Annotated in this window: 20 protein-coding genes and 2 tRNA genes; 15 read left to right on the top strand and 7 right to left on the bottom strand. The window is 61.7% G+C overall.

Annotated elements, in window-relative coordinates; genetic code table 11:
* The first annotated feature begins 48 nt into the window (after positions 1–48).
* Complete coding sequence (der, locus tag MLD24_RS04015) at positions 49–1,470, top strand: ribosome biogenesis GTPase Der (protein WP_248164344.1); 1,422 nt, start codon at positions 49–51, stop codon at positions 1,468–1,470.
* A gap of 63 nt (positions 1,471–1,533) precedes the next feature.
* Here der and pta read toward each other — a convergent pair whose 3' ends face one another.
* From pta to MLD24_RS04000, 3 genes are all read right to left on the bottom strand, one after another.
* On the bottom strand, positions 1,534–3,684 hold the full coding sequence (pta, locus tag MLD24_RS04010) for a phosphate acetyltransferase (RefSeq protein ID WP_248164341.1): 2,151 nt from the start codon (positions 3,682–3,684) through the stop codon (positions 1,534–1,536).
* Positions 3,685–3,693: 9 nt separating this feature from the next.
* Positions 3,694–4,878 carry an acetate/propionate family kinase gene (locus tag MLD24_RS04005; protein ID WP_248164338.1) on the bottom strand — a complete coding sequence of 395 codons (1,185 nt, stop codon included), beginning with the start codon at positions 4,876–4,878 and terminating at the stop codon, positions 3,694–3,696.
* 78 nt (positions 4,879–4,956) lie between these two features.
* A complete protein-coding gene (locus tag MLD24_RS04000) occupies positions 4,957–7,374 on the bottom strand; it encodes a bifunctional diguanylate cyclase/phosphodiesterase (RefSeq protein WP_248164336.1) in 2,418 nt (805 codons plus the stop codon).
* Between the two features lie 294 nt (positions 7,375–7,668).
* Here MLD24_RS04000 and ccoM point away from each other — a divergent pair, with 294 nt between their 5' ends.
* Positions 7,669–7,824, top strand: a complete 156-nt coding sequence (gene ccoM, locus MLD24_RS21720) for a cytochrome c oxidase subunit CcoM (RefSeq protein WP_227171395.1) — start codon at positions 7,669–7,671, stop codon at positions 7,822–7,824.
* A 16-nt stretch (positions 7,825–7,840) separates the two neighbouring features.
* Here ccoM and MLD24_RS03990 read toward each other — a convergent pair.
* The 4 genes from MLD24_RS03990 to MLD24_RS03975 all read right to left on the bottom strand — a co-directional run bounded on the left by MLD24_RS03990 (position 7,841) and on the right by MLD24_RS03975 (position 10,074).
* Positions 7,841–7,916 (bottom strand) — tRNA-Glu (locus MLD24_RS03990).
* A 209-nt stretch (positions 7,917–8,125) separates the two neighbouring features.
* The gene (locus MLD24_RS03985) at positions 8,126–8,701 is read right to left on the bottom strand and encodes a hypothetical protein (RefSeq protein WP_248164333.1); all 576 of its coding nucleotides are present in this window, start codon (positions 8,699–8,701) and stop codon (positions 8,126–8,128) included.
* Between the two features lie 94 nt (positions 8,702–8,795).
* The gene (locus MLD24_RS03980) at positions 8,796–9,704 is read right to left on the bottom strand and encodes a TIGR01777 family oxidoreductase (protein ID WP_227171393.1); all 909 of its coding nucleotides are present in this window, start codon (positions 9,702–9,704) and stop codon (positions 8,796–8,798) included.
* A complete protein-coding gene (locus MLD24_RS03975; RefSeq protein ID WP_248164330.1) occupies positions 9,697–10,074 on the bottom strand; it encodes a sirohydrochlorin chelatase in 378 nt (125 codons plus the stop codon). The genes MLD24_RS03980 and MLD24_RS03975 overlap by 8 nt, the downstream gene beginning before the upstream one ends.
* Positions 10,075–10,267: 193 nt before the next feature.
* Here MLD24_RS03975 and MLD24_RS03970 point away from each other — a divergent pair, with 193 nt between their 5' ends.
* The 13 genes from MLD24_RS03970 to MLD24_RS03910 all read left to right on the top strand — a co-directional run bounded on the left by MLD24_RS03970 (position 10,268) and on the right by MLD24_RS03910 (position 20,441).
* Positions 10,268–10,873, top strand: a complete 606-nt coding sequence (locus tag MLD24_RS03970) for a DUF924 family protein (RefSeq protein WP_248164327.1) — start codon at positions 10,268–10,270, stop codon at positions 10,871–10,873.
* 101 nt (positions 10,874–10,974) lie between these two features.
* Complete coding sequence (locus tag MLD24_RS03965) at positions 10,975–11,745, top strand: TetR/AcrR family transcriptional regulator (RefSeq protein WP_248164326.1); 771 nt, start codon at positions 10,975–10,977, stop codon at positions 11,743–11,745.
* Positions 11,746–11,853: 108 nt separating this feature from the next.
* Positions 11,854–11,929, top strand: a tRNA-Gly gene (locus MLD24_RS03960).
* A gap of 353 nt (positions 11,930–12,282) precedes the next feature.
* Entirely contained in the window at positions 12,283–13,926 is a 1,644-nt protein-coding gene (locus MLD24_RS03955) for a PepSY-associated TM helix domain-containing protein (RefSeq protein WP_248164323.1), read from the top strand.
* Positions 13,923–14,219, top strand: coding sequence for a DUF3649 domain-containing protein (locus tag MLD24_RS03950; RefSeq protein WP_248164321.1), 297 nt, complete (start codon positions 13,923–13,925; stop codon positions 14,217–14,219). The genes MLD24_RS03955 and MLD24_RS03950 overlap by 4 nt, the downstream gene beginning before the upstream one ends.
* Positions 14,216–15,028 carry a DUF3325 domain-containing protein gene (locus MLD24_RS03945; protein ID WP_248164317.1) on the top strand — a complete coding sequence of 271 codons (813 nt, stop codon included), beginning with the start codon at positions 14,216–14,218 and terminating at the stop codon, positions 15,026–15,028. Before MLD24_RS03950 ends, MLD24_RS03945 begins: the two co-directional genes overlap by 4 nt.
* A 10-nt stretch (positions 15,029–15,038) precedes the next feature.
* The gene (locus tag MLD24_RS03940) at positions 15,039–15,371 is read left to right on the top strand and encodes a hypothetical protein (protein WP_248164490.1); all 333 of its coding nucleotides are present in this window, start codon (positions 15,039–15,041) and stop codon (positions 15,369–15,371) included.
* Positions 15,368–15,961 (top strand): DUF6162 family protein, encoded by a 594-nt coding sequence (locus tag MLD24_RS03935; protein WP_248164315.1) that lies wholly within the window; start codon positions 15,368–15,370, stop codon positions 15,959–15,961. The genes MLD24_RS03940 and MLD24_RS03935 overlap by 4 nt, the downstream gene beginning before the upstream one ends.
* Before the next feature lie 64 nt (positions 15,962–16,025).
* Positions 16,026–16,910 (top strand): metal ABC transporter solute-binding protein, Zn/Mn family, encoded by an 885-nt coding sequence (locus MLD24_RS03930; protein WP_248164487.1) that lies wholly within the window; start codon positions 16,026–16,028, stop codon positions 16,908–16,910.
* Between the two features lie 2 nt (positions 16,911–16,912).
* Positions 16,913–17,668, top strand: a complete 756-nt coding sequence (locus MLD24_RS03925) for a metal ABC transporter ATP-binding protein (protein ID WP_248164484.1) — start codon at positions 16,913–16,915, stop codon at positions 17,666–17,668.
* Positions 17,669–17,670: 2 nt separating this feature from the next.
* Positions 17,671–18,567 carry a metal ABC transporter permease gene (locus MLD24_RS03920; RefSeq protein ID WP_248164482.1) on the top strand — a complete coding sequence of 299 codons (897 nt, stop codon included), beginning with the start codon at positions 17,671–17,673 and terminating at the stop codon, positions 18,565–18,567.
* Positions 18,564–19,469, top strand: coding sequence for a metal ABC transporter solute-binding protein, Zn/Mn family (locus MLD24_RS03915; protein ID WP_248164312.1), 906 nt, complete (start codon positions 18,564–18,566; stop codon positions 19,467–19,469). Before MLD24_RS03920 ends, MLD24_RS03915 begins: the two co-directional genes overlap by 4 nt.
* Before the next feature lie 171 nt (positions 19,470–19,640).
* On the top strand, positions 19,641–20,441 hold the full coding sequence (locus tag MLD24_RS03910) for an MOSC domain-containing protein (RefSeq protein WP_248164309.1): 801 nt from the start codon (positions 19,641–19,643) through the stop codon (positions 20,439–20,441).

Genomic DNA, 20,441 nt, shown 5'->3' with positions numbered 1-20,441 from the left:
GCCGGCGCCGCCCTCGGGCGGCGCCCTGCAACTGGATAGCAACGATTTATGATCCCTGTCATCGCCCTGGTTGGTCGACCCAATGTCGGCAAATCCACCCTGTTCAACCAGATGACCCGCTCCCGGGACGCCCTGGTGGCGGACTTCCCCGGCCTGACCCGAGACCGTAAGTACGGTGAGGGCAACTACGAAGGCCAGCGCTTTATTGTCATTGATACCGGCGGTTTGACCGGTGACGAAGAAGGCATCGACGCCGAAATGGCCCGGCAGTCCCTGCAGGCGGTGGAAGAGGCTACCATCGTGCTGTTTCTGGTGGATGGCCGTGCAGGCCTGACCGCCGGTGATGAGATGATTGCCGACCACCTGCGTCGTCTGGGCAAGCCCGCTCAACTGGTGGTCAACAAGACCGATGGCCAGGACCCGGACGTCGCCGCTAGCGATTTCTACAGCCTGGGTTTTGATCAGCCGTTCCTGATTGCCGCCTCCCACAACCGTGGTATCCGCTCCATGCTGGACCGGCTGTTGCCGGCCATTGAGGAAGCCGACGCGGAGGATCGGGCGGACCGCTACCCGGGCATTCGCATCGGCATCGTTGGCCGGCCCAATGTGGGCAAATCCACCCTGGTCAACCGCATGCTCGGGGAAGACCGGGTGGTGGTCTACGACATGCCCGGCACCACCCGGGACAGTGTCTACATTCCCTATGAGCGTCAGGGGCAGGAGTACACCCTGATCGACACGGCCGGTGTCCGGCGCCGCAAGAACGTCCGTGAAGTGGTGGAGAAGTTCTCCATTATCAAAACCCTGCAGGCGATTGATGATGCCCATGTGGTGATTCTGGTGATCGATGCGCGGGAAGGGCTGGTGGACCAGGATCTGCACCTGATCGGCTTCGTGCTGGATGCCGGCCGCTCCCTGATCGTCGCCGTCAACAAGTGGGACGGCATGGACGGTGAAGACCGGGCCCGGGTGAAGGAGCAGGTTCAGCGTCGTCTGGATTTCCTCGACTACGCCGACAAGCACTACATTTCCGCCCTGCACGGTTCCGGTGTTGGTGTGATGTACGATTCGGTGGCGGACTGCTACGAGTCGGCCATGGCGAAATGGCAGACCAACCGTCTGACGGCGATTCTCCAGGATGCCACCGCGCAGCATCAGCCGCCAATGGTGCAGGGACGTCGCATCAAGCTGCGCTATGCCCACCAGGGCGGCTCCAATCCGCCGGTGATCGTGGTCCATGGCAACCAGGTGGATGCCTTACCAGGTGCCTACAAACGCTATCTGGAGAATACCTTTCGTCGCGTGCTCAAGGTTACCGGTACGCCAATCCGGTTTGAGTTCAAGGGCAGCGAGAACCCCTACGCCAACCGGGTCAATCGCCTGACACCCCGGCAGAAGGTGAAGCAGGACAACGATCTCAAGAAAGGGCGGCGCATCAAAAAGCCGCGGATGAAGAGCAAGAAAAAGTAGTAACGTTGTTACCCAGCTTACCCCGGCCATGCCGGGGTAAGCTGTTTCTGGGCCCCTGAAAACTCAGCCCTTGGCGTCTTCCACCTGGCGGGCCTGGACCGCCGTCAGGGCGATGGTGAACACGATGTCCTCCACCAGGGCGCCCCGGGACAGATCGTTCACCGGCTTGCGCAGACCCTGCAGCATCGGGCCGATACTGACCACATTGGCGCTGCGTTGCACGGCCTTGTAGGTGGTGTTGCCGGTGTTGAGATCCGGGAACACAAACACCGTGGCCTTGCCTGCAACCGGACTGTCCGGCGCCTTGCTGCGGCCGACGCTGGCAATGGCGGCGGCATCATACTGTAGCGGGCCATCGATCAGCAGATCGGGGCGACGCTCCCGCGCAATGCGGGTGGCCTCGCGCACCTTGTCGACATCCTGACCACTACCGGACTCGCCGGTGCTGTAGCTGATCATCGCAATCACCGGATCAATGCCGAAGGCCAGGGCCGATTCCGCGCTCTGGATGGCGATGTCCGCCAGTTGTTCGGCGTTGGGGTCCGGGTTGATGGCACAGTCGCCATAGACCAGGACCTGTTCCGGCAGCAGCATGAAGAACACCGACGACACCACCCGCGCGTGCTCGTGGGTCTTGATCAGCTGCAGCGCCGGGCGAACGGTGTTGGCGGTGGTGTGAACTGCTCCGGACACCAGGCCGTCGGCTTCGTCCATCGCCACCATCATGGTGCCGAGGACCACGTTGTCCTCCAGCATGGCTTCCGCCATGTCCGGTGCCAGCCCCTTGTGTTTACGCAACTCCACCATGGGCGGCACGTACTGGTCGCGGACGGTGCCCGGGTCGATCACTTCCAGGTCATCCGGCAGGGTCAGGCCCTGGGTCTGGGCCACGGAGGCGATCTCCTCGCGGTTGCCGATCAGCACGCAGCGGGCGAGCTGGCGCTGGTGGCAGATGATGGCGGCCTGGACCGTGCGAGGTTCGTTCCCCTCCGGCAGGACGATGCGTTTGTCCGCGGCCCGGGCCCGTTCCGACAGCTGGTAGCGAAAGGCCGGCGGTGATAGCCGTCGTTTTCGCTGGATGCTGAGGTGCTGTTGCAGCCAGTCCGTATCCAGCTGGGTGGCCACCGACTCCATGGCCTGCTCAATGCGGTCGCCATCGTCCAGGGGGATGGCTGGCGACAGGTTGGCGAGCTGGTGAGCGGTTTCGAAGGTATTGGTTTCGGCGCTGAGCACAGGCAGACCGGTATCCAGGGCTTTGCGGCACAGCTCAATCACTCTGTCGTCCGCAGCCAGCCCACCGGTGAGCAGCAGGCCCGCCAGGGGCACGCCATTGAGGGCGGACACGGCGGTGGCGAGCATGATGTCCTCGCGATCGCCGGGGGTGACCACCAGGGTGCCGGGCTTGAGGGTATGCACCATGTTACGGACGGTCCGGGCGCTAACCGTGACATTGCGCACCCGGCGGGTTTCCATCTGGCCGGCGTGGAGCACCGGGGTTGCCAGCTCCCGGGCGATGTCGGCCACCCGCGGTGCCAGCAGTTCCGGCTGCCAGGGAATGCAGCCGAGCAGACGGAAGCGCTGGTTGCGGAACACCTTGCATTCACTGGCGTAGTCCGGCAGGTCGGTCAGCAGTTCGGCGTTCACCCGGGGGGTGAAGTCGGAGCGTTGCGGTTCGCCCACCTTGTTGAGGATCACGCCGATCACGTCCGGATCGCCGGGAGCGGCGAACAGCCGGGCGGAGAAGTCCAGCAGTTCATCCAGCTCGCCCGGGCTGGCTTCCTGGGGCGCGCTGACCAGGATAACCTCGGCGCCGAGGTTACGGGAGACATCCACATTCAGGCGCGCGGTGTAGGCCTGGCTGCGATCGGGGACCAGCCCTTCAATAATCACCACATCGCACTTGGCGGCCACCTGCTGGTAGTGCCCGACCACTTCCTCCATCAGCAGATCGGCCTTGCCCTGGTTGAGCAGTTTCTGGGCCCGTTTCAGGTCGATCGGGTCTGGTGGCGACAGCTCTCCGCGGCTGCGGATGAATTCCACCGAGGCATCACAGCCCTCGTTCAGCCGGTGATCCTGGCGGTACAGGGGTTGGGTAAACGGTTTGTAGAAACCGACCCGTACGCCGACCCGATCCAGTGCCCGGTACAGACCGAGACAGACCGAGGTGAGACCGGCATCCAGGGACGTCGGCGCGATGAAAAGATTCTTGGCCATGGTCAATCCTTAGCTGTGGTTCAGTGCGGACTGGGCGATGACCCGTTCCTCGTTGGTGGGAATCACCAGGATCGGGAAACGGCTGTCCGCGTGTTCGATGTGATGCTGGTTGTCACGGCCATGGCGGTCGTTGTGGTTGTTGTCGAGGCTGAGCCCCAGCAGTTGCAGGTGCGCAACAGTGCGGGCCCGCACCAGTGCGCTGTTTTCGCCGATACCGCCGGTGAACACCAGGGCATCGAGTTGGGTCAGGGACGCGGTCATGGCGCCGACGTAACGGGCCAGGCGGAAGCAGAACACCTCGATGGCGAGATCTGCCTGGCGGTGGCCGTTGGCAGCCAGTTCGGTCAGGGTACGCATGTCGTTGGTCTCGCCGGAGAGCCCCAGCAGACCGCTGTCCTGATTGAGCAGCCGGTTGATCTCTGCCGGCGACAGGCCCTTGCCGCCCAGAAACTCGAACAGTCCGGGATCAAGATCGCCACTGCGGGTGCCCATCACCAGACCTTCCAGCGGGGTCAGGCCCATGGAGGTATCCACACTCAGGCCATCCCGAATGGCCGTGATGCTGCAGCCGTTGCCGAGGTGGGCGGAGATGATCGAGGTTTCTGACAAGGGTTTGTCGAGAATGCGGGCGGCTTCGCCGGCCATGAACTGGTGGCTGGTGCCATGGAAGCCGTATCGGCGCACCCCCCATTCCTGGTAGAAGCGTTGGGGCAGGGCATAGAGGTAGGCATGCTCCGGCAGGCTCTGGTGATACGCGGTATCGAACACCGCCACCTGAGGCACCTCGGGGAACAGCGCCTGAGTGGCTCGAATGCCCACCAGGTTGACCGGGTTATGCAGCGGCGCCAGGGCGGCGCAGCGCTCGATGGCGTCAACCACTTCCGGGGTGATACGGGCCGCGTCAGTGAACGATTCGCCGCCGTGGACCACCCGGTGTCCAACCGCCCGGGGCTGTCCCTGCAGCAGTTGCAGGGTCCGCAGTTGCTGGATCAGGGCGGCGAGCGCGGCGTCGTGATCGCCCGGTGCGGGGATCTCGACCTGATGGCGCTGGTCATTGGCATCAAGACGCCCGAAAGCGTCTGAGGACCCCAGCCGCTCGGCCAGGGCGCTTGCCAGACAGTGCATCTGGCGATCATAGAGGGCAAGTTTCAGCGACGAGCTGCCGCAGTTGACCACGAGGAGGGTGTCTTCCATGAAGATTGCCTGTTGCTTGAATCGGTTGGTTCTGTCGTTCTGTAATGCTTTCGCTCTGCAGCTCGCTGGGACTCCGGACTACATCTGGGCGCGCCGGTTGGTCTTGAGCCAGATGGCGAACTCTTCTTCCGGGGCCGGACGGCTGTAGAAATACCCCTGGGAGTAATCGCAGCCGTGGGCCTTGAGGAAGTGGGTCTGGTCTTCTTCTTCCACCCCTTCGGCAATCACCTTGAGGCCCAGGCTGTGTGCCATGTTGATGATGGCTTTCACCAGTGAAGCGTCTTCCTGCTCCCGCATGACATCCCGGACGAAAGACTTGTCGATCTTGAGAGTATCGAACGGGTAGCTCTTGAGGTAGCTGAGGGCCGAGTAGCCGGTGCCGAAGTCGTCCACGGACAAGCGAACGCCTTCTTCATCGAGGCGAGACAGGATGTCTGAGGTTTCAATCGTATTGTCGAGGATCAGCCGCTCGGTGATCTCCAACTCCAGCCGACGCGGGTCCAGACCGGTGTTGCGCAACGCCCGCAGCACCGCGTCGACAAAGCCGGGATCGCGGAACTGGCGGGGTGAGACATTTACCGAGATGCCAAGCTCCAGGCCCGTTGCCTGCTGCCAGCGCACCGCGGCGGCGCAGGCCTGCTCCAGCACCCACTCGCCGATCGGAATGATCAGGCCGGTTTCTTCCGCCAGCGGGATGAACTTGTCCGGCATCACCATGCCCATACTGGGGTTGTTCCAGCGCAGCAGGGCTTCGGCCCCGGTGAGTGTGCCGGTGGCGGTCTGGATGATGGGCTGGAAGTACAGCTCGAACTCGTTCAGCTCCAGTGCCCGGCGCATGCGGGACTCCAGCTGCAGGCGCTCATGGGAGACCTCTTTCATCTCTGGGGAGAAACGCTCATAGGCACTCTTGCCCTTGCTCTTGGCCTGGTACATGGCGGCGTCGGCATGTTGCAGCAGGGTGCCACTGTTGTCGGAATCGGTGGGGTAGATGGCGATGCCGATACTGGTGGTGACGAAGACTTCCTGATTGCCAATATGAAACGGTGAGGCGAAGGTCTGCAGAATCCGCTCCGCCACCTGGGTGGTGGAGTCCGCGCCCTGCAAGCCGGGCAGCACCACCAGGAACTCATCGCCGCCGAGGCGGGCCACGGTGCTGGTGCCCCGTAGGGAGCTGGAGATACGACGGGCCGCCTCAATCAGCAGGTTGTCGCCGGCATCGTGGCCCATGGTGTCATTGATATGTTTGAAGTTGTCCAGGTCCAGGAACATCACGCCGACCAGGCTGTTCTCCCGCTGGGCCTGGGCCAGGGCCAGTTTCAGGCGATCAAGGGCGAGCATGCGGTTGGGCAGGCCGGTGAGAATGTCGTAGTTGGCCTGGCGCAGCAACTGCTGTTCGTAGCGTTTGCGGATACTGATGTCTTCACCAAGGATTAGGTAATGGGTTGCCTGCCCATTGGCGTCCTTGATGGGGGTGACAATCAGCTGTTCCCAGAAACGTTCGCCATTTTTGCGAATGCTGTTGGATTCGCCCTGCCAGACCCCGACCCGTTGTACCTGCAGCTGGATGGCCTGCCACAACTGCCGGTTCTCCCGTTGCAGAAAAGGATCGTCGGTGAGCATGCCCGGGTGCTTGCCGATCATGCTCTCGGCTTCGTAGCCGGTCAGTTGGGTAAACTTCTGGTTCACGAACTCGATCCGCCATTGGCGATCACAGATCAGCACCGACGACGGACTTTGCTCGATGGCCTTTGAGAGCTTGCGGATCTCTTCCGCATCGAGGCTCTGCTGCTCAAGATCTTGGTGCAGTCGTTGACGCATCTGGTTGATGGCCTCGGTGACCTGGGACAGTTCGTCAATACGGTTGAGCTCGGTGTCCGGACGGTCCAGCTGCAGTGGTTCGGGCAGGTTGGTCAATGAAAAGGTGCGGGCGTAGTTGGCCATCGCCGACAGGTGGCGGGTGACAAAGTACTGAAAAATCCACACGATCAGGATGGAAATAAAAAAGGTTTTGAGAAACTGGGTGGCCAGAATCACCAGCACCTTGCGTTTCAGGTTGGCGTAGATCTGGTCCAGGCTGGCGGTGATGCTCATCTCGCCAAGCTTGAACACTTCGTCGCCCTGATGGGTGAGGGTGAAGGTGTGTTGCCGGGTTGCCGCTCCCCGGGGCACTTCGCCCATGACAATCTCGGAGTTGGGGGCTATCTGCAGGTTGAGCTGGACGATGTCCGGCAGGCTGAGAATGCCTTCCATCTGGATTTCCAGAAGTTTCTGGTCCAGCGCCCACAGACTGCGGGACAGACTGCTGGCGTAACTGGTCTCCACCACCCGCATGCGCTCTTCGATCACGCTGACATCCTTGCGGAAATCGCTGTAAATCTGAATACCGGATGCCAGCAGGGTAAAAATGGAACTGAAAAGCAGTATGTAGGCCAGCAACCGGAACGACAGGGGGGACCCGGATCGAAACTGTTGCAGGCGAGTCGCCAGTTTTTGCATGCCGTTGATATCAGCCAGCCTCTGAAGATTAATAATCAGCACCTCACGAACTATAGCAGTCGCTGCGCGCAAGTGCCGTAATTGTGTGGCTTTTTGGGGTCAATAAAAGGCGGGTATCGGCAGATGGATGAGACTCCGTTCACCCCTTTGATCCAGGTCAAAGGGTCATTGGCTGGCGCGGCGTAACCTTACAGTCAGTTCAGGAACTTCCGGTCAGCATAAAAGGCAGGCGCGGGAAACGGGGGTTCCACGGTAAAAGATTCTGACTAACGAGCGTAGGCTGAGGAGAGAGTTATGTACATGGACACAGTTGTGTTTGCAGGCATCGGCACTGTGTTGCTAATTCTGGCATTCTTCGGTGGGGTTGGTGCCTTCGTTGCCAAAGACATGAAGAAGCACAAAGAGAAAGCAGGGAAAAAGGCTGCAGGGGGTCGGGAGAAAACAGCCTGATCGGAAGGAAAAGAAGTGGCGTCCCCTAGGGGGTTCGAACCCCTGTTGCCGCCGTGAAAGGGCGGAGTCCTAGGCCACTAGACGAAGGGGACGCATCGGCTTCAAAACCTTGCCTCGTCGAGGTGGCGCGTATATTAGGTAAGCCGGCTGGAGCTGTCAAACCTTTTTTCAGAAAAGTTTTCTGGCTGGAAGGTATCCGGATGAGGACGCCTTTTGGCCGGGAAGGATTCTGGTTGGAGGCTGTGCTGGTTGGAGGGCGTTCGCGCTGGAACCCGGTTGGGGCGGACGGCCTGGTCGCCGGTCAGCGCTGGCGATTGAGGCAGGCTTTCAGTTCGCTGGCCAGCAAGTCGAACACGGTGAGCGCGCCCTCCTGGTGATACAGGTCATAGATCGCATTAGCCACTGCCTGATGCTGACTGGCGAGCTGGGGCAGCACCTCCCTTCGGTCGGCGCCAACCACGGCTGACATCAACACTTCGTACCGGACCTTGTTCTCACCTGCGCAAAAATGAAAGTGGCCTTCCCGCGAGCTTGCCTGTGGCTTGCCCTGACGCTGGTACACTGTGCGGGCGCAGCGGGCGTACTCGGAGTTGATCTGTGAGTAGGTGTCCACCAGTCCCTGTTCTTCCACCAAGCGTGTCAGAGTCCTGACCCTCTGTCCGGCCTGGGGACTGATGTCCGGCAGCGCCTCGCTCAAACTCTCGCCATCAAACCCGCGACTGAGCAACTGCAGAACGGTGACGTACTCGCTGGTGATCATAGAGCAGGATTCGTAACTCTGCTGGCTGCCGGCTGTGGTTTCGGACGCAAGCGCGCCGCTGGTCACTGACAGCAGGGTGCAGGCAAGGACGGAGGTAAAGACAGTGCGAATCGACATGGTGTGGCCACTCTAGCAGATTCCGCGGCTACTGTTCTGTGGCTGGCGTCTCGTAGGCTCGTCGATCTGCCCGGATCTCCGCTGCATCGGTATCTCAGCAAGAGCGAATAGCGTCCCGCAGTGCCGGTTCCAGTTCCGGGTATTCGAACTTGAATCCTGCGTCCAGCAGGCGGGCCGGGCGGGCGTTCTGTCCGGTTAGCAGCAGTCTCGACATCTCTCCCAACGCCAGTTTCAGGGCCGCTGCGGGTGCGGGCAGTATTGTTGGTCGATGGAGCACGCGGCCGAGGCTGCGGGTGAAATCCTGGTTGCTGACGGGTGACGGGCTGACCACATTGTAGGCGCCGCTGGCGGACTCGGTATTCATCATCCAGAGCAGGGCGTTCACCACATCATTACGGTGCACCCAGGGCATATACTGGGTGCCGGCACCCAGTCGGCCGCCCAGACCAAACCGGAACGGCGGCAGCATGCGCTGCAGGAAGCCGCCGGCCGGACCCACCACGACGCCAGTGCGAGACAGGCACACCCGGGTACCCAGGGGCTCGAAGCGGCGGGCCTCGGTTTCCCAATCGCGGCATAACTGGTGGGTGAATTCGTCGTGGGGCGCTGTCTCCTCGGTGACGGCCTGCTGACCCTGATCGCCGTAAAAGCCGACGGCAGAACCGGATACCATGACCTTTGGCGGCGATCCCCAGGTGTCCGCCAGCTCCACCAGCTGTCGGGTAAGCGCGATTCGGCTGTCCCGCAGTTGTTGTTTGCGGTGTTCACTCCAGCGGCGATCGGCAATGCCTTCGCCCGCCAGGTTGATGATGGCGTCAAATCCCGGGTGATCGCGCAGGGCTTCCAGTGATGCGATTGGCTCAACCCGGCCGCACAGGGTTTTCACGTTTTCCGGTGACTGCCGGCTTAACACCGTGAGCTGGAAGTCGTTGTGGTTCAGTGAATGGCACAGCTTCTGACCTATGAAGCCGGTGCCGCCAGTAATGAGGATGGACCTAGCCATGAGAAGTCTCCAGGGTGTCTTCCACCACTGAGCGGATGGCGTCACCCAGTTGCGGACTTTCACCGATGGGTGGTGCCAGTTGAATGCTGACCCGGTGCTCCTCCTCGAGGGCCGCGATCTTTGCGGGCACATCCCGACGCAGGTGGCGTCCTGCCGCCAGAAACAGCGGTAACACCACGAAGTCACTACACCCCTTTGCAGATTTGTCTGCCACAACCTCCGCCAGGGATGGTTGGCTCAGTTCCATGTAGGCCACCACAGAATCGGGGATGGCGCTTAGTGTGGGCGCCGCCAGCTTTTCGAAGGTGGTGCACCATTTGGCGTCGCTGCTGCCGTGGGCGAGCAAGATTATGGTCCGTTTGTCTGGCATGGGAAAATGGGTCCGTTGTGTCATGATTTGCGTAGCCGTTGTTATCCGCTCCAAGGTGTTGGGGGCGAATCCGGGCTGGCCGTGTGTTTGCTCCAGTGTAACAAGGCTCAGCGTATTACCAAGGGTGCCTTCAGGGCTCTCCACACAGTATAGGCGGCCTCCGGGCTGCACCTTGAAACAGGGGAACGGAAGTATGTTCGGATGGCAGGATGTATTGGATTTCTGGTTTGGCGATCTGGATGGCGACGGCATCCCCGATGCCTTCCATCGCAATCGCTGGTTTCGGCCGTCCCGGGCGTTTGACCAGGAAATCCGTCGTCGCTTTCTGTCGTTGGTGGTTGTGGCCTCCGAGAACGGCCTGCAGGCCTGGCGCGCTAGCGCCGGAGGGCGCCTGGCGGAGCTGTTGCTGCTGGATCAGTTCACCCGCAACATCCATCGTGGTGGCGCGCTGGCGTTCTCCGCCGACCACCTGGCCCGGCGTCTTTGTCACGAGGGGCTTAAAGAGGGGTGCGACATGGCGTTGCCGGCGGTGCAGCGGGCATTTTTCTACATGCCGTTGCAGCATTCCGAGCGGTTGGCGGACCAGGAGCTGGCGGTGGACCTCTACCACCAGTTGCTGGCGTCCCATGATGGTCCCTTGCGGGCCCTGCTGGAGGGGTTCTGGGTATCAGCCGGAGAGCATCGTGACATCATTCGCCGCTTTGGTCGCTTTCCCCATCGCAACGGGGTGCTTAAGCGGTCGGTGACGCCGGAGGAGGCGGAATACCTGGGGCAGGGTGGTGCCCGGTTTGGCCAGTGATTGCAAAACTGCGGGAATGCAACTTCTATCAAGGTTTTGCTGGCATTGGGGCGGCATACTGTGGTCCGAAAGCATAACTCTCCGATCACGGAATCGCCCAGATGACACAGGTACAACAATCGAATGTGGCAGGCATCGAATGCGACAGGCCGGAGGGGCAGTCCCAGAACCCGGTCCAGTACAGTGGTCGAAAAGCCTACCGCGCCAAGAGTGAGCAGCGCCGGGTAAAGATTCTGGAAGCGACCCTGCGAATTGCCGCCAGCGAGGGCATCCGCGGTATCAAGCATCGTTCGGTGGCTCGGGAGGCGGGGGTACCGTTGGCGTCCACCACCTATTACTTCCGGGACATTCATGAGCTCATTGGTGACGCCTTTACGCTGTTCGCCGAGAAAGCCCAGGACAATCTCGACCAGTTCTACCACATGGTCAATATGGTGCTCGATGCCGCCGCGCCGGAGTCGCTGAATCGGGGTGGCCCGGGCCGGGAGGCGTTGGCGCGTCGGCTGGCCTCCATTGTGACTGCCTATCTGGGCGAGCAGTTTTCCCAGCGCCGGGAGGAGGTGCTGGCAGAGCAGGTGTTCCTGATGGAGGCCCTGCGGGACCCGGATCTGGGGCAGTTGGCGCGCCAGCATCGGGCGGCCTGGGTATCCGGTCTGGAGGAGCTGCTGCTTCGCCTGGACGTCGGTTCCCCGCGTCGGGATGCCTCCCTGCTGGTGAGTGTGGTGCTCGGGCTGGGGTATGATGGGCTGCTGTTCCGCGGCGAGCCCCAGGCTCAGTACCTGGGCGGGGCGGTTGAGCGCATGCTGGGCCTGGTGATGGGGGTGCCCGAGTTGCTGGGCGTTGCTGCTGACACAGAAATTTCAAAAAAATGAAAATTAGGGGTTGCGCGCCGGAAATTGCTCCGTATAATACGCATCCGTTGTCGAGATGAACGCAGCGAAACACAGCTAAGTTCTTGAATTTAAATCTCGAAAACATATGCGGGAATAGCTCAGTTGGTAGAGCACAACCTTGCCAAGGTTGGGGTCGCGAGTTCGAATCTCGTTTCCCGCTCCAAATTAAAGTCAGGGCGCCTTCGGGCGAGCTGAGCCGAGAAGGGGAGCCTATAGGGTTCCCCTTTTTCGTTATTGTGTTTTCATTTCTCTTACTCCCTCTTTTTTTTGACCCCTTTTTCTTTCTCGTTCGTCATAACGGTATAGGCCTTCGGTGTTCTGCGCTTGCTGACTGGCCGGTCGATGTGGGTGAAATGCCATGGAAATCAGTCGGGAAGGCGCTAGTTCTGTCATTCGGCAATTGAACCTTAATCGTCAACAAAGTAACATTGATTATCATTAAGCTTGGGGTCGGGCGGCGTTGTCGCCTATCCGTTGTTCCTTCCACCTCCCCAGGCCTGCCTACAGGATAGTGTCGTGAAAAACGGGTTTCGTGCATCGATGGCCTGGCTGCACACATGGACCGGATTGGTCGTCGGCTGGGTTCTTTTCTTTATCTTTGTGACCGGCACAGCCGGTTATTTCACTTTCGAGATTACTCACTGGATGGAGCCTGAGCGTCCGGCCGTACAGCCGGTTGAGGGGGTGGACACCCAGGTCGCTCTGGCGACGGGGCTGCAGCGACTGCAGCAGGTGGCGCCAGAGGCCAAGCTGTGGCGTGTTTCGATGCCCCAATACAACCAGCGGACCCGCCAGTATCGGGAGCTGGAAGTGAACTGGGAAAGCCTGCCGCCACGAGGTCGATTCTTCGGCCAGCGCGGCAGTGAGACCCTGGATCTGGCGACCGGGCAGCCGGTACAGCAACCGGAGGCACGGGAAACCGGCGGCGGCAACCTGCTGTATCGCATGCACTACGCGTTCCATTACATGCCGCGAAACATTGCCTTCCTGCTGGTGGGGGTGTGCACCATGCTGATGCTGGTGGCCATTGTCTCCGGCGTGATTACCCACAAGAAGATTTTCAAGGATTTCTTCACCTTCCGGCCCGGCAAAGGCCAGCGGTCGTGGCTGGACGCTCACAACATCATCAGTGTCATGGCCCTGCCGTTCTTCCTGATGATCACCTATAGCGGCCTGATTTTCTTCACCGAAACCTATATGCCGGCAGGCATCCATACCATCTACGCGGATGAAGTGGACCCCCAGCGTACCTTCTTCGACGAAATCTATGACCGGGTGGACAAGAGCTGGCAGCCAGTGACCATGCCGGATACCGACGTATCAGAGGTGATTGCCGAGGCCGAGCGACAGTGGGGCGCAGGTCAAATTGCCAGTCTGACGTTCTCGAACCCGGATGATGAGCCGGCTTACATTGAGCTCAGCCGTCTTTCCCAGGGCAAGGTGGTGTCACGGGTATCTGATACCGAAGGGCAGCTGAAGTTTGATGCCCGCACCGGTGAGCCATTGCCGCTCGATGAAGGCGATGGCGCCACCTACATGTACGGTCTGCTGATTTCCCTGCATGAAGGCCACTTCGCCGGTCCGGCGCTGCGCTGGCTTTACTTTGCCTCCGGTCTGCTGGGATGCGGCATGATCGCCACCGGTCTGGTGCTCTGGACGGTGAAGCGTCGTGAGCGGCATGCCCGCGCCAAGGAGCGACAGTCCGCCGTGGACCGGTTTGGGCTGCGTCTGGTGGAGGCGCTGAACATTGCCACCATTGCCGGTTTGCCGCTGGCTGTGGCGGCCTATTTTCTGGCCAACCGTTTGCTGCCCCTGGACATTGCTGATCGCGCTGACTGGGAGGCCCATTGCATGTTCTTTGTCTGGGGCTGGACGCTGATCTACGCCCTGTTCCGTCCGATGAAACAGGCCTGGCTCGAGCTGTTTGCGCTGGCTGCGCTGGCCTACGCCAGCATTCCGTTGGTCAATGCCGCCACCACCGGCGTCCACCTGGGCTGGTCGATCCCACAGGGTGACTGGGTGATGGCAGGCTTCGACCTCACCATGCTGTTGCTGGCAGCGATGCTGGCCTATACCGCCCATAAGCTGCGTTTGCGGTGGCTGAAAAAGGAGCAGCAAGCGATGGTCGCGGGTGCTGCAGCAGCCGGAGGTGCGTCATGACACTGTCTGATGATGCCCGTTATCGCTGGCAGGTGTTGTTCCGGGTGCTGGCGGCGATCTTCGGTGGCTACCTGTTTACGTCGCTGCTGACGGTGTTCCTGGCCCTGGTTTGGCCGATGCCACAGGCCGAGGCTGTGGTGGCGGCCTCGCTGCTCAGCTTTGCCGTTTACACAGCGGCGATCATCTGGGTATTCAGCGTGCGCTCGGCGACCCGGGCCTGGGTGGGGCTGGCACTGAGCTGCGCTGCCCTGGCATTGATGAACGCGGCGATCTTGCCGGGAGGCTGGCTATGAAACAGTTGGTGGTGGTGGTCCTGTCACTCTCGGGATTTGTGGCGTTGGCGCTGGCCATGCCAAAGCATGCCCGGCAGCTGGGTCTGGAGTGTTCGGCGCGTGCCCAGCGGGTGCTGAAAGTGGCTGGTTGGGGGTTGCTGGTGCTAGCGCTGGCAGTGGGCATCGGGTTCTGGGGCATCAGCTCGGGCCAGGTGCATCTGCTGGGTTGGCTGACCATCGTGGGGGTGCTGCTGGCATGGGGCATGTCGCGCTGGGAAACGCGGCGCCAGGTCTCTACTGGCAAGGCGTCGACACCAAAGCGTCGGCGACCGGAAACAGAGCCGGCAGAACCTCAGCGAAGCCGCGGGCGGCAGGTCGTGATGGCGCTGCTGCTGGTTGCCAGCCCGGCGGTGTTTGCGGCCTGGATGCTGCAGTATCCGGTCAACCCGTTGTTGGGTTCGGACGCCGTACGGGGGCAGATTGGTGACTGGACCTTCACCCTGGCCGAAGCCAACCCCGATGTTCCCAAACTGGCGGCGATGGATGTGCCGGTCAAGTCCTATCAGGTGCGTTTCTGCGATGGTTGCCAGCTGCAAATGCGACAGGTGTATCTGCGACTGCAGAAGCCGCGGTCGATGCGCACCGTGGGCACCCAGTTACGTGGTCGGCGGACCATGGGGGCGGAGCTGGCGTTCCCGCCCACCGCCAAGGCCGACGATGAATTCTGGCTGACGGTGGAAGGCAAGGACGGCAAGGTTTATCAGGCGCAGGTGCCGTTGGCACAGGTCTCTCCCAACACTGCCAACTGGTTCAACAACCGTGAGGAGTAAGGCAATGGCGATGAAACAGGGGCTCCTGTACTGGGGCGTTCGAGCAGGGGTGGTGCTGGGACTGGCGGCAGTCAGTCCGGTGACACTGGCCCATAACCCGGTGGCACAGTGCGAGTATGTCAACGACCATACCATTCGTTGTCAGGGCGGCTATTCCGACGGCAGTCTGGCGCCGGGTGTCACCATGGATGTGATTTCCTACGAAGAGGAAATCCTGATTCCCGGTGAGCTGGATGCCGACTCCAAAATCGTGTTCGAGAAGCCCGATGGCGAGTTTTACATCCTCTTTGATGCCGGTCCCGGCCACGTCTTTGAGATTGACTATACCGGCATCGCGCCGTGACCACCGTTGTTGTCGAGCCGGCCGGTGCCGGCCACGAGACCCTGTGGCTGCTGCTGGCGGCGGGGCTGATTCTCGCCACCGCGGCGCTGGTCGTGGGGTGGCACGGGCGTGATTATCACGTCGCTGAGCTGGCACCACACCAGTTGGACGCAAGACGAGACCTTACCGCGGCGGAGCAGGGGCTCTACGCCGACCTGCGGGTTGCCTACGATGAGCTGCTGTTCTATGCCGAGGCACCAGCGGTTGCAGAGCTGGCCGACAGCGGTCTGCCGCCGTTCATCGCTGACGCCAGTGCCGCCCGCCGTGGCCATCATCGTTGGCAGCGGCTGACGCTGGCCGGTGTGACCGATGACGGTCCGGTAGCCACGGCGGTTGTGTATTACGGCGAGACCGCAGAGCCCGAGGTTGCCGGCTCGTTACTGCTGGCTGCCCCGGCTGCTGATACCGAACCCTCTGACGTACGGGTCTGGCTGAACCGGGAGGCCGGCGCGACCCTGCCGGCTTCCCTGATGCCCGCCGATCTGGCCAAGTCTGGCTGGCATCTGGTGGTTGCCCAGTTCGATGCCGGCGTTACCCGAGAGAGACAGTGATATGAAACAGACGATTTCCCTGACCGGCCGTCGTGGCCGGCGTACGGGCCTGGGCCGCTGGCTGATGTTTGCCCTGTTGGCGCTGCCGTCGGTGGTGCTGGCGGATGGCCTGAGAATCGGCGTTACCCTGCATCCGTATTACAGTTACGTTGCCAACATTGTGGGCGACCATGCCGAGGTGGTGCCGCTGATTCCTGTCGGCTTCAACCCCCATGCCTTTGAGCCCCGGGCTGAAGATATCCAGCGCATTGCCACCCTGGACGCGGTGGTGATCAACGGCATTGGCCACGACGATTTTGTCGACCGCATGATCGCCGCCAGTGACAGCCCCGACCTGCCCATTATCGAGGCCAATGCCCGGGTCCCCCTGCTGGCCGCGTCCGGTATGTCGGCATTGCGCAGTGGTGAGGATTCCGGGGCGGTGGTGAACCCCCATACCTTCCTGTCCATTACCGCCGCCATTGCCCAGGTCAACACCATTGCCCGTGAACTGGCAGAGCTGGCGCCGGAACACGCCGACGACTTCCGCACCAATGCCCGGCGGTACGCCCGAACGCTCCGGGGGATGCGTGCAAGGGCGCTGGCGCGTCTGGCTGAGTCTCCGGCGACCGATCTGCGGGTAGCAACCATCCACGGTGCCTACGACTACCTGCTGCGGGAGTTTGGCGTGGAGGTGACTGCGGTGGTGGAGCCTGCCCACGGTATCGAGCCGAGCCCGTCCCAACTCAAGACCACCATTGACACGCTCAACGAACTGGATGTGGACGTCATCTTCTCGGAAATGGATTTTCCATCCACCTACGTTGACACCATCCGCCGTGAGTCCGGCGTGCGGCTCTACGCCCTCAGTCACATCTCCTACGGCGAGTACTCCGCGGACCGGTTTGAAAAGGACATGGCCCACAACCTCGACACCGTGGTCGATGCGATTCTGGAGACGACGCCGTGAACATGGCCGTTACGCCCGTCCCGGGGACGGGACCGGCGATTGCGTTCGGGTCAGTGTCGCTGTCGCTTGGTGGCACCGATATCCTCTGCGATATCTGTCTGGAGCTGTCGGCCGGCCGTACCCATGCCCTGGTTGGGCCAAACGGCGGTGGTAAAAGCTCGCTGGTGAAGGCGCTGTTGGGTCAGATGCCGCACCAGGGACAGATCGCCATGACCTGGCCCGGCGACGCCGGCAATGTCGGGTATGTGCCCCAGGCGCTGGAATTCGAGCGGGGACTGCCGATGACGGTGGAGGATGTGCTCGCCACCATGGTACAGACCCGTCCCGGCTTTCTTGGTCTGGCCCGTCGCCATCGTGAGCTGGTCGATACGGCGCTGGCGCGGGTCGGTCTCTCCGGCAAGCGGCGTCGCCGGATGGGGGCGCTGTCCGGTGGCGAACGTCAGCGGGTGCTGTTGGCACAGGCACTGATGCCCCAGGCCGACCTGCTGGTTCTGGACGAACCGCTGGCCGCCCTGGATGAGGCCGGAATCCGCCTGTTCGAGACCCTGCTTGGCCAGTGGCAGGCGGAGGGTCGCACTGTGGTCTGGATTGAGCATGACCTGGCGGCGGTTCGACGACTGGCGGACACCGTCACCGGCCTGAACCGCAAACTGCTGTTCCATGAAACGCCAGAGCAGGCGCTGGCACCGGAACGGCTGATCAACCTGTTCAGCCACTCGGCAACTGAGGTTCCGCTTGCGGCGGGGGAGGTGGCGTGAGCTTGTTCGATGGTTTACGGACACTGATCGTGAGCTGGGCCCAGGCGGGCTATCTGCCGGAGCTGCTGACCTATGGGTTTGTGGTCAACGCGTTGATGGCGGGGCTGATCATCGGGCCGGTGCTGGGGAGTCTTGGTACGCTGGTGGTGGTCAAGCGGTTCGCCTTTTTCTCGGAGGCGATTGGTCATTCGGCATTGACTGGTGTGGCCATCGGTATTCTGCTGGGTGAGCCCTACACCGGTCCCTACGGCAGCCTGTTTGGTTACTGCCTGCTGTTTGGTCTGATGCTGAACTACCTGCGCAATCGGACCGGTCTGTCACCGGACACCCTGATTGGTGTATTCCTGTCCCTGTCCCTGGCGCTGGGTGCCAGTATGTTGCTGATCCTTGCCAGCCGCATCAACATTCACATTCTTGAGAATGTCCTCTTTGGCTCAGTGCTGACGGTCAACAGTCAGGACCTGACGGTGTTGGCGGTAGTGGCTTTGCTCACCCTGATGGCGATGCTGCCGTTTTACAATCGCATGATGCTGGTGAGTTTCAATCCCCAGCTGGCGGCTGTTCGCGGGGTCTCGGTGAAGCTGATGGACTATCTGTTCGTGGTCCTGGTGACGATGGTCACCGTGGCCTCGGTGAAGGTGATCGGTGCCATCCTGGTGGGCGCGCTGCTGGTGATCCCGGCAGCCTGTGCCCGTCTGGTGAGCAGGTCGCTGCGAGGATTTTTCTGGGGGTCGGTGGTGATCTCGGTGGTCAGCACCCTGGCAGGCATCCTCCTGCCCATCGTATTTAACCTGCCGGTACCGTCAGGAGCCGCGATCATCCTGGTGGCAGGCAGTCTGTTCCTGCTGGCCGCGGTGGCCCGCAGCTTGGTGCCGGCCATGAAAGGAGACGTGGTGTGACTGTGAGTTCCTGTATTGGCCGAATCCTGGCGTTGTTGATATTGGCGTTTGCCCTGACGGTCACCGGTGGCCGGCTTGCAGCCGAGGAAATGAAGTCTGACCATACCGTGCTGGCTGCGCACCCGGCGGTGGTTGCGTTGGCTTCGGCGTTGGCCGAAGGCACGGATATTCAGGTTAAGGCAGCGGTATCTGCGCGTCTGCCGTTCACCCGCTGGCAGTCCTATTTCGAGGGGCGGGGCAGTCGCAAGCTGGAGCAACTGGCCGGTGAGGCGGATGCGGTTATCGGCCTGCGGTCGCTGTGGCCCCAGGACCCGCTGTTCCCGTTGGCACGCCGCGTCAATTTCCGCATCCTTGAGATTGATGCCGCAGCCCCTCTCGATCACGCGCTTCCAGGGATTGCTTTGCGCGCCGGCACCGGCATGGGGCATGGGCCCTGGTGGTCTCCGGACAACCTTGGTCGCATGGCAGATATCATAGCGGCGGATCTGGCGCGTCTGTCACCGGGCTCTGCCGAGCGGATTGACGACAACCTCGCCAGTTTCCGTCGCCGTTTGTTGGTGGCATCGGTTGACGTTGAAATGGCGTTGCTGGAGCTGGAACAGATGGCCGTGATCTCGCTGTCCGACCGGCTCAGCTACCTGGTCAGTGGTCTGAACCTTGAGTCAGTGCCGTTTCAGGCGCCGCAGACCCGGTCCTGGAGCGAGGACCAGATAGCGGCGCTGGTGTCGACCATCCGCGACTCCGGCGTCGGTGCGGTGCTGCACCATACCAGCCTGCCGGACGATGTTCACGCAGCCATTGTGGGTGCCGGTGCGTCACCGGTGGTCATTGCGCCAGATGGCGATTCGGTGGTGGCGCAATGGCGTCAGGCTGCCAATGCGATCATCGCCGCCCTGAAATAAAGACGCCTGGGCGCAACCGCACCCGGCAATCCCCCTAAACACCGCCGATCTCAGTTATACTGCCCCGTTCGCGGGTTCCGGTAGCGGGATCGGCGACAGGCCCCGCAGCCTGTCGAATGCTCCTGCCTCCGCCCCTTGCACCCTCGCAAACCACGCCCGGAGGTCCTGATCATGCAGGTGCTGTCGCAATTCGTGTACCCGGTTAAATCCCTGCGCGGTATTGCGCTTCCCGAGATGGCGCTCGATGAGTTCGGTCCGGCTGGTGATCGTCGCTGGATGATTGTCGATGCCGAAGGTCAGTTCGTCACCCAACGCAGCCATCCCCGATTGGCGCTGATTCATACCGCCATTGCCCGGGGAGAGGTGGTTATTGATGTGCCTGGCCTCGGCGCCCACACTCTGGAACCTGGCCACGCTAGCCGGCCGGTACGGGTCTGGCAGGATTGGGTCAAGGCCTGTGATGCCGCAGGCTCTGCCTCCGAGGCGTTGTCCGGATTCATCGGTGAATCGCTGACACTGGTCCATATGCCTGACGCCACCTTCCGTGAAGTCAAGGGCGGTCGGGTGACGGAGCGGCGGCGAGTGGGTTTTGCCGACGGTTTCCCGTTCCTGATCGTCAACCAGGCCTCCCTGGATGACCTGAACAGCCGTCTGGACAACCCGGTCGACATCCGTCGGTTCCGGCCCAATCTGGTGATTGAGGGCGCTCAGGCATGGCAGGAAGACCAGTGGCGCCAGTTGCGGATTGGCGAGGTGGTGTTTGATCTGGTGAAGCCCTGCTCGCGCTGCGTGATGACCACCGTCGATCCGGATCTCGGCACCAAGGCGACGGATGCCCAGCCCCTTCGAACCCTGGGCAGGTTCCGGCGTACCCCGGACGGTGTGATGTTTGGCATCAATGCGCTGCATCGACCTGATGGCGTGATGGTGAGACGGGGAGACCCGGTAGAGATTTTGCAACAGGAGTCCTGA

Origin of the sequence: Marinobacter xestospongiae (genome assembly GCF_023156385.1) — a bacterium.
GTDB classification, from domain to species: domain Bacteria; phylum Pseudomonadota; class Gammaproteobacteria; order Pseudomonadales; family Oleiphilaceae; genus Marinobacter; species Marinobacter xestospongiae.
The sequence above is the reverse complement of the archived record's forward strand: the minus strand, read 5'-3'. Positions and strand labels throughout refer to the sequence as shown.

Excerpts from the sequence above, each read along its gene's own strand:
- der (WP_248164344.1), top strand. The coding sequence starts at position 49 with ATGATCCCTGTCATCGCCCTGGTTGGTCGACCCAATGTCGGCAAATCC.
- pta (WP_248164341.1), bottom strand. The coding sequence starts at position 3,684 with ATGGCCAAGAATCTTTTCATCGCGCCGACGTCCCTGGATGCCGGTCTC.
- MLD24_RS04005 (WP_248164338.1), bottom strand. The coding sequence starts at position 4,878 with ATGGAAGACACCCTCCTCGTGGTCAACTGCGGCAGCTCGTCGCTGAAA.
- MLD24_RS04000 (WP_248164336.1), bottom strand. The coding sequence starts at position 7,374 with ATGCAAAAACTGGCGACTCGCCTGCAACAGTTTCGATCCGGGTCCCCC.
- ccoM (WP_227171395.1), top strand. The coding sequence starts at position 7,669 with ATGTACATGGACACAGTTGTGTTTGCAGGCATCGGCACTGTGTTGCTA.
- MLD24_RS03985 (WP_248164333.1), bottom strand. The coding sequence starts at position 8,701 with ATGTCGATTCGCACTGTCTTTACCTCCGTCCTTGCCTGCACCCTGCTG.
- MLD24_RS03980 (WP_227171393.1), bottom strand. The coding sequence starts at position 9,704 with ATGGCTAGGTCCATCCTCATTACTGGCGGCACCGGCTTCATAGGTCAG.
- MLD24_RS03975 (WP_248164330.1), bottom strand. The coding sequence starts at position 10,074 with ATGCCAGACAAACGGACCATAATCTTGCTCGCCCACGGCAGCAGCGAC.
- MLD24_RS03970 (WP_248164327.1), top strand. The coding sequence starts at position 10,268 with ATGTTCGGATGGCAGGATGTATTGGATTTCTGGTTTGGCGATCTGGAT.
- MLD24_RS03965 (WP_248164326.1), top strand. The coding sequence starts at position 10,975 with ATGACACAGGTACAACAATCGAATGTGGCAGGCATCGAATGCGACAGG.
- MLD24_RS03950 (WP_248164321.1), top strand. The coding sequence starts at position 13,923 with ATGACACTGTCTGATGATGCCCGTTATCGCTGGCAGGTGTTGTTCCGG.
- MLD24_RS03945 (WP_248164317.1), top strand. The coding sequence starts at position 14,216 with ATGAAACAGTTGGTGGTGGTGGTCCTGTCACTCTCGGGATTTGTGGCG.
- MLD24_RS03940 (WP_248164490.1), top strand. The coding sequence starts at position 15,039 with ATGAAACAGGGGCTCCTGTACTGGGGCGTTCGAGCAGGGGTGGTGCTG.
- MLD24_RS03930 (WP_248164487.1), top strand. The coding sequence starts at position 16,026 with ATGTTTGCCCTGTTGGCGCTGCCGTCGGTGGTGCTGGCGGATGGCCTG.
- MLD24_RS03925 (WP_248164484.1), top strand. The coding sequence starts at position 16,913 with ATGGCCGTTACGCCCGTCCCGGGGACGGGACCGGCGATTGCGTTCGGG.
- MLD24_RS03910 (WP_248164309.1), top strand. The coding sequence starts at position 19,641 with ATGCAGGTGCTGTCGCAATTCGTGTACCCGGTTAAATCCCTGCGCGGT.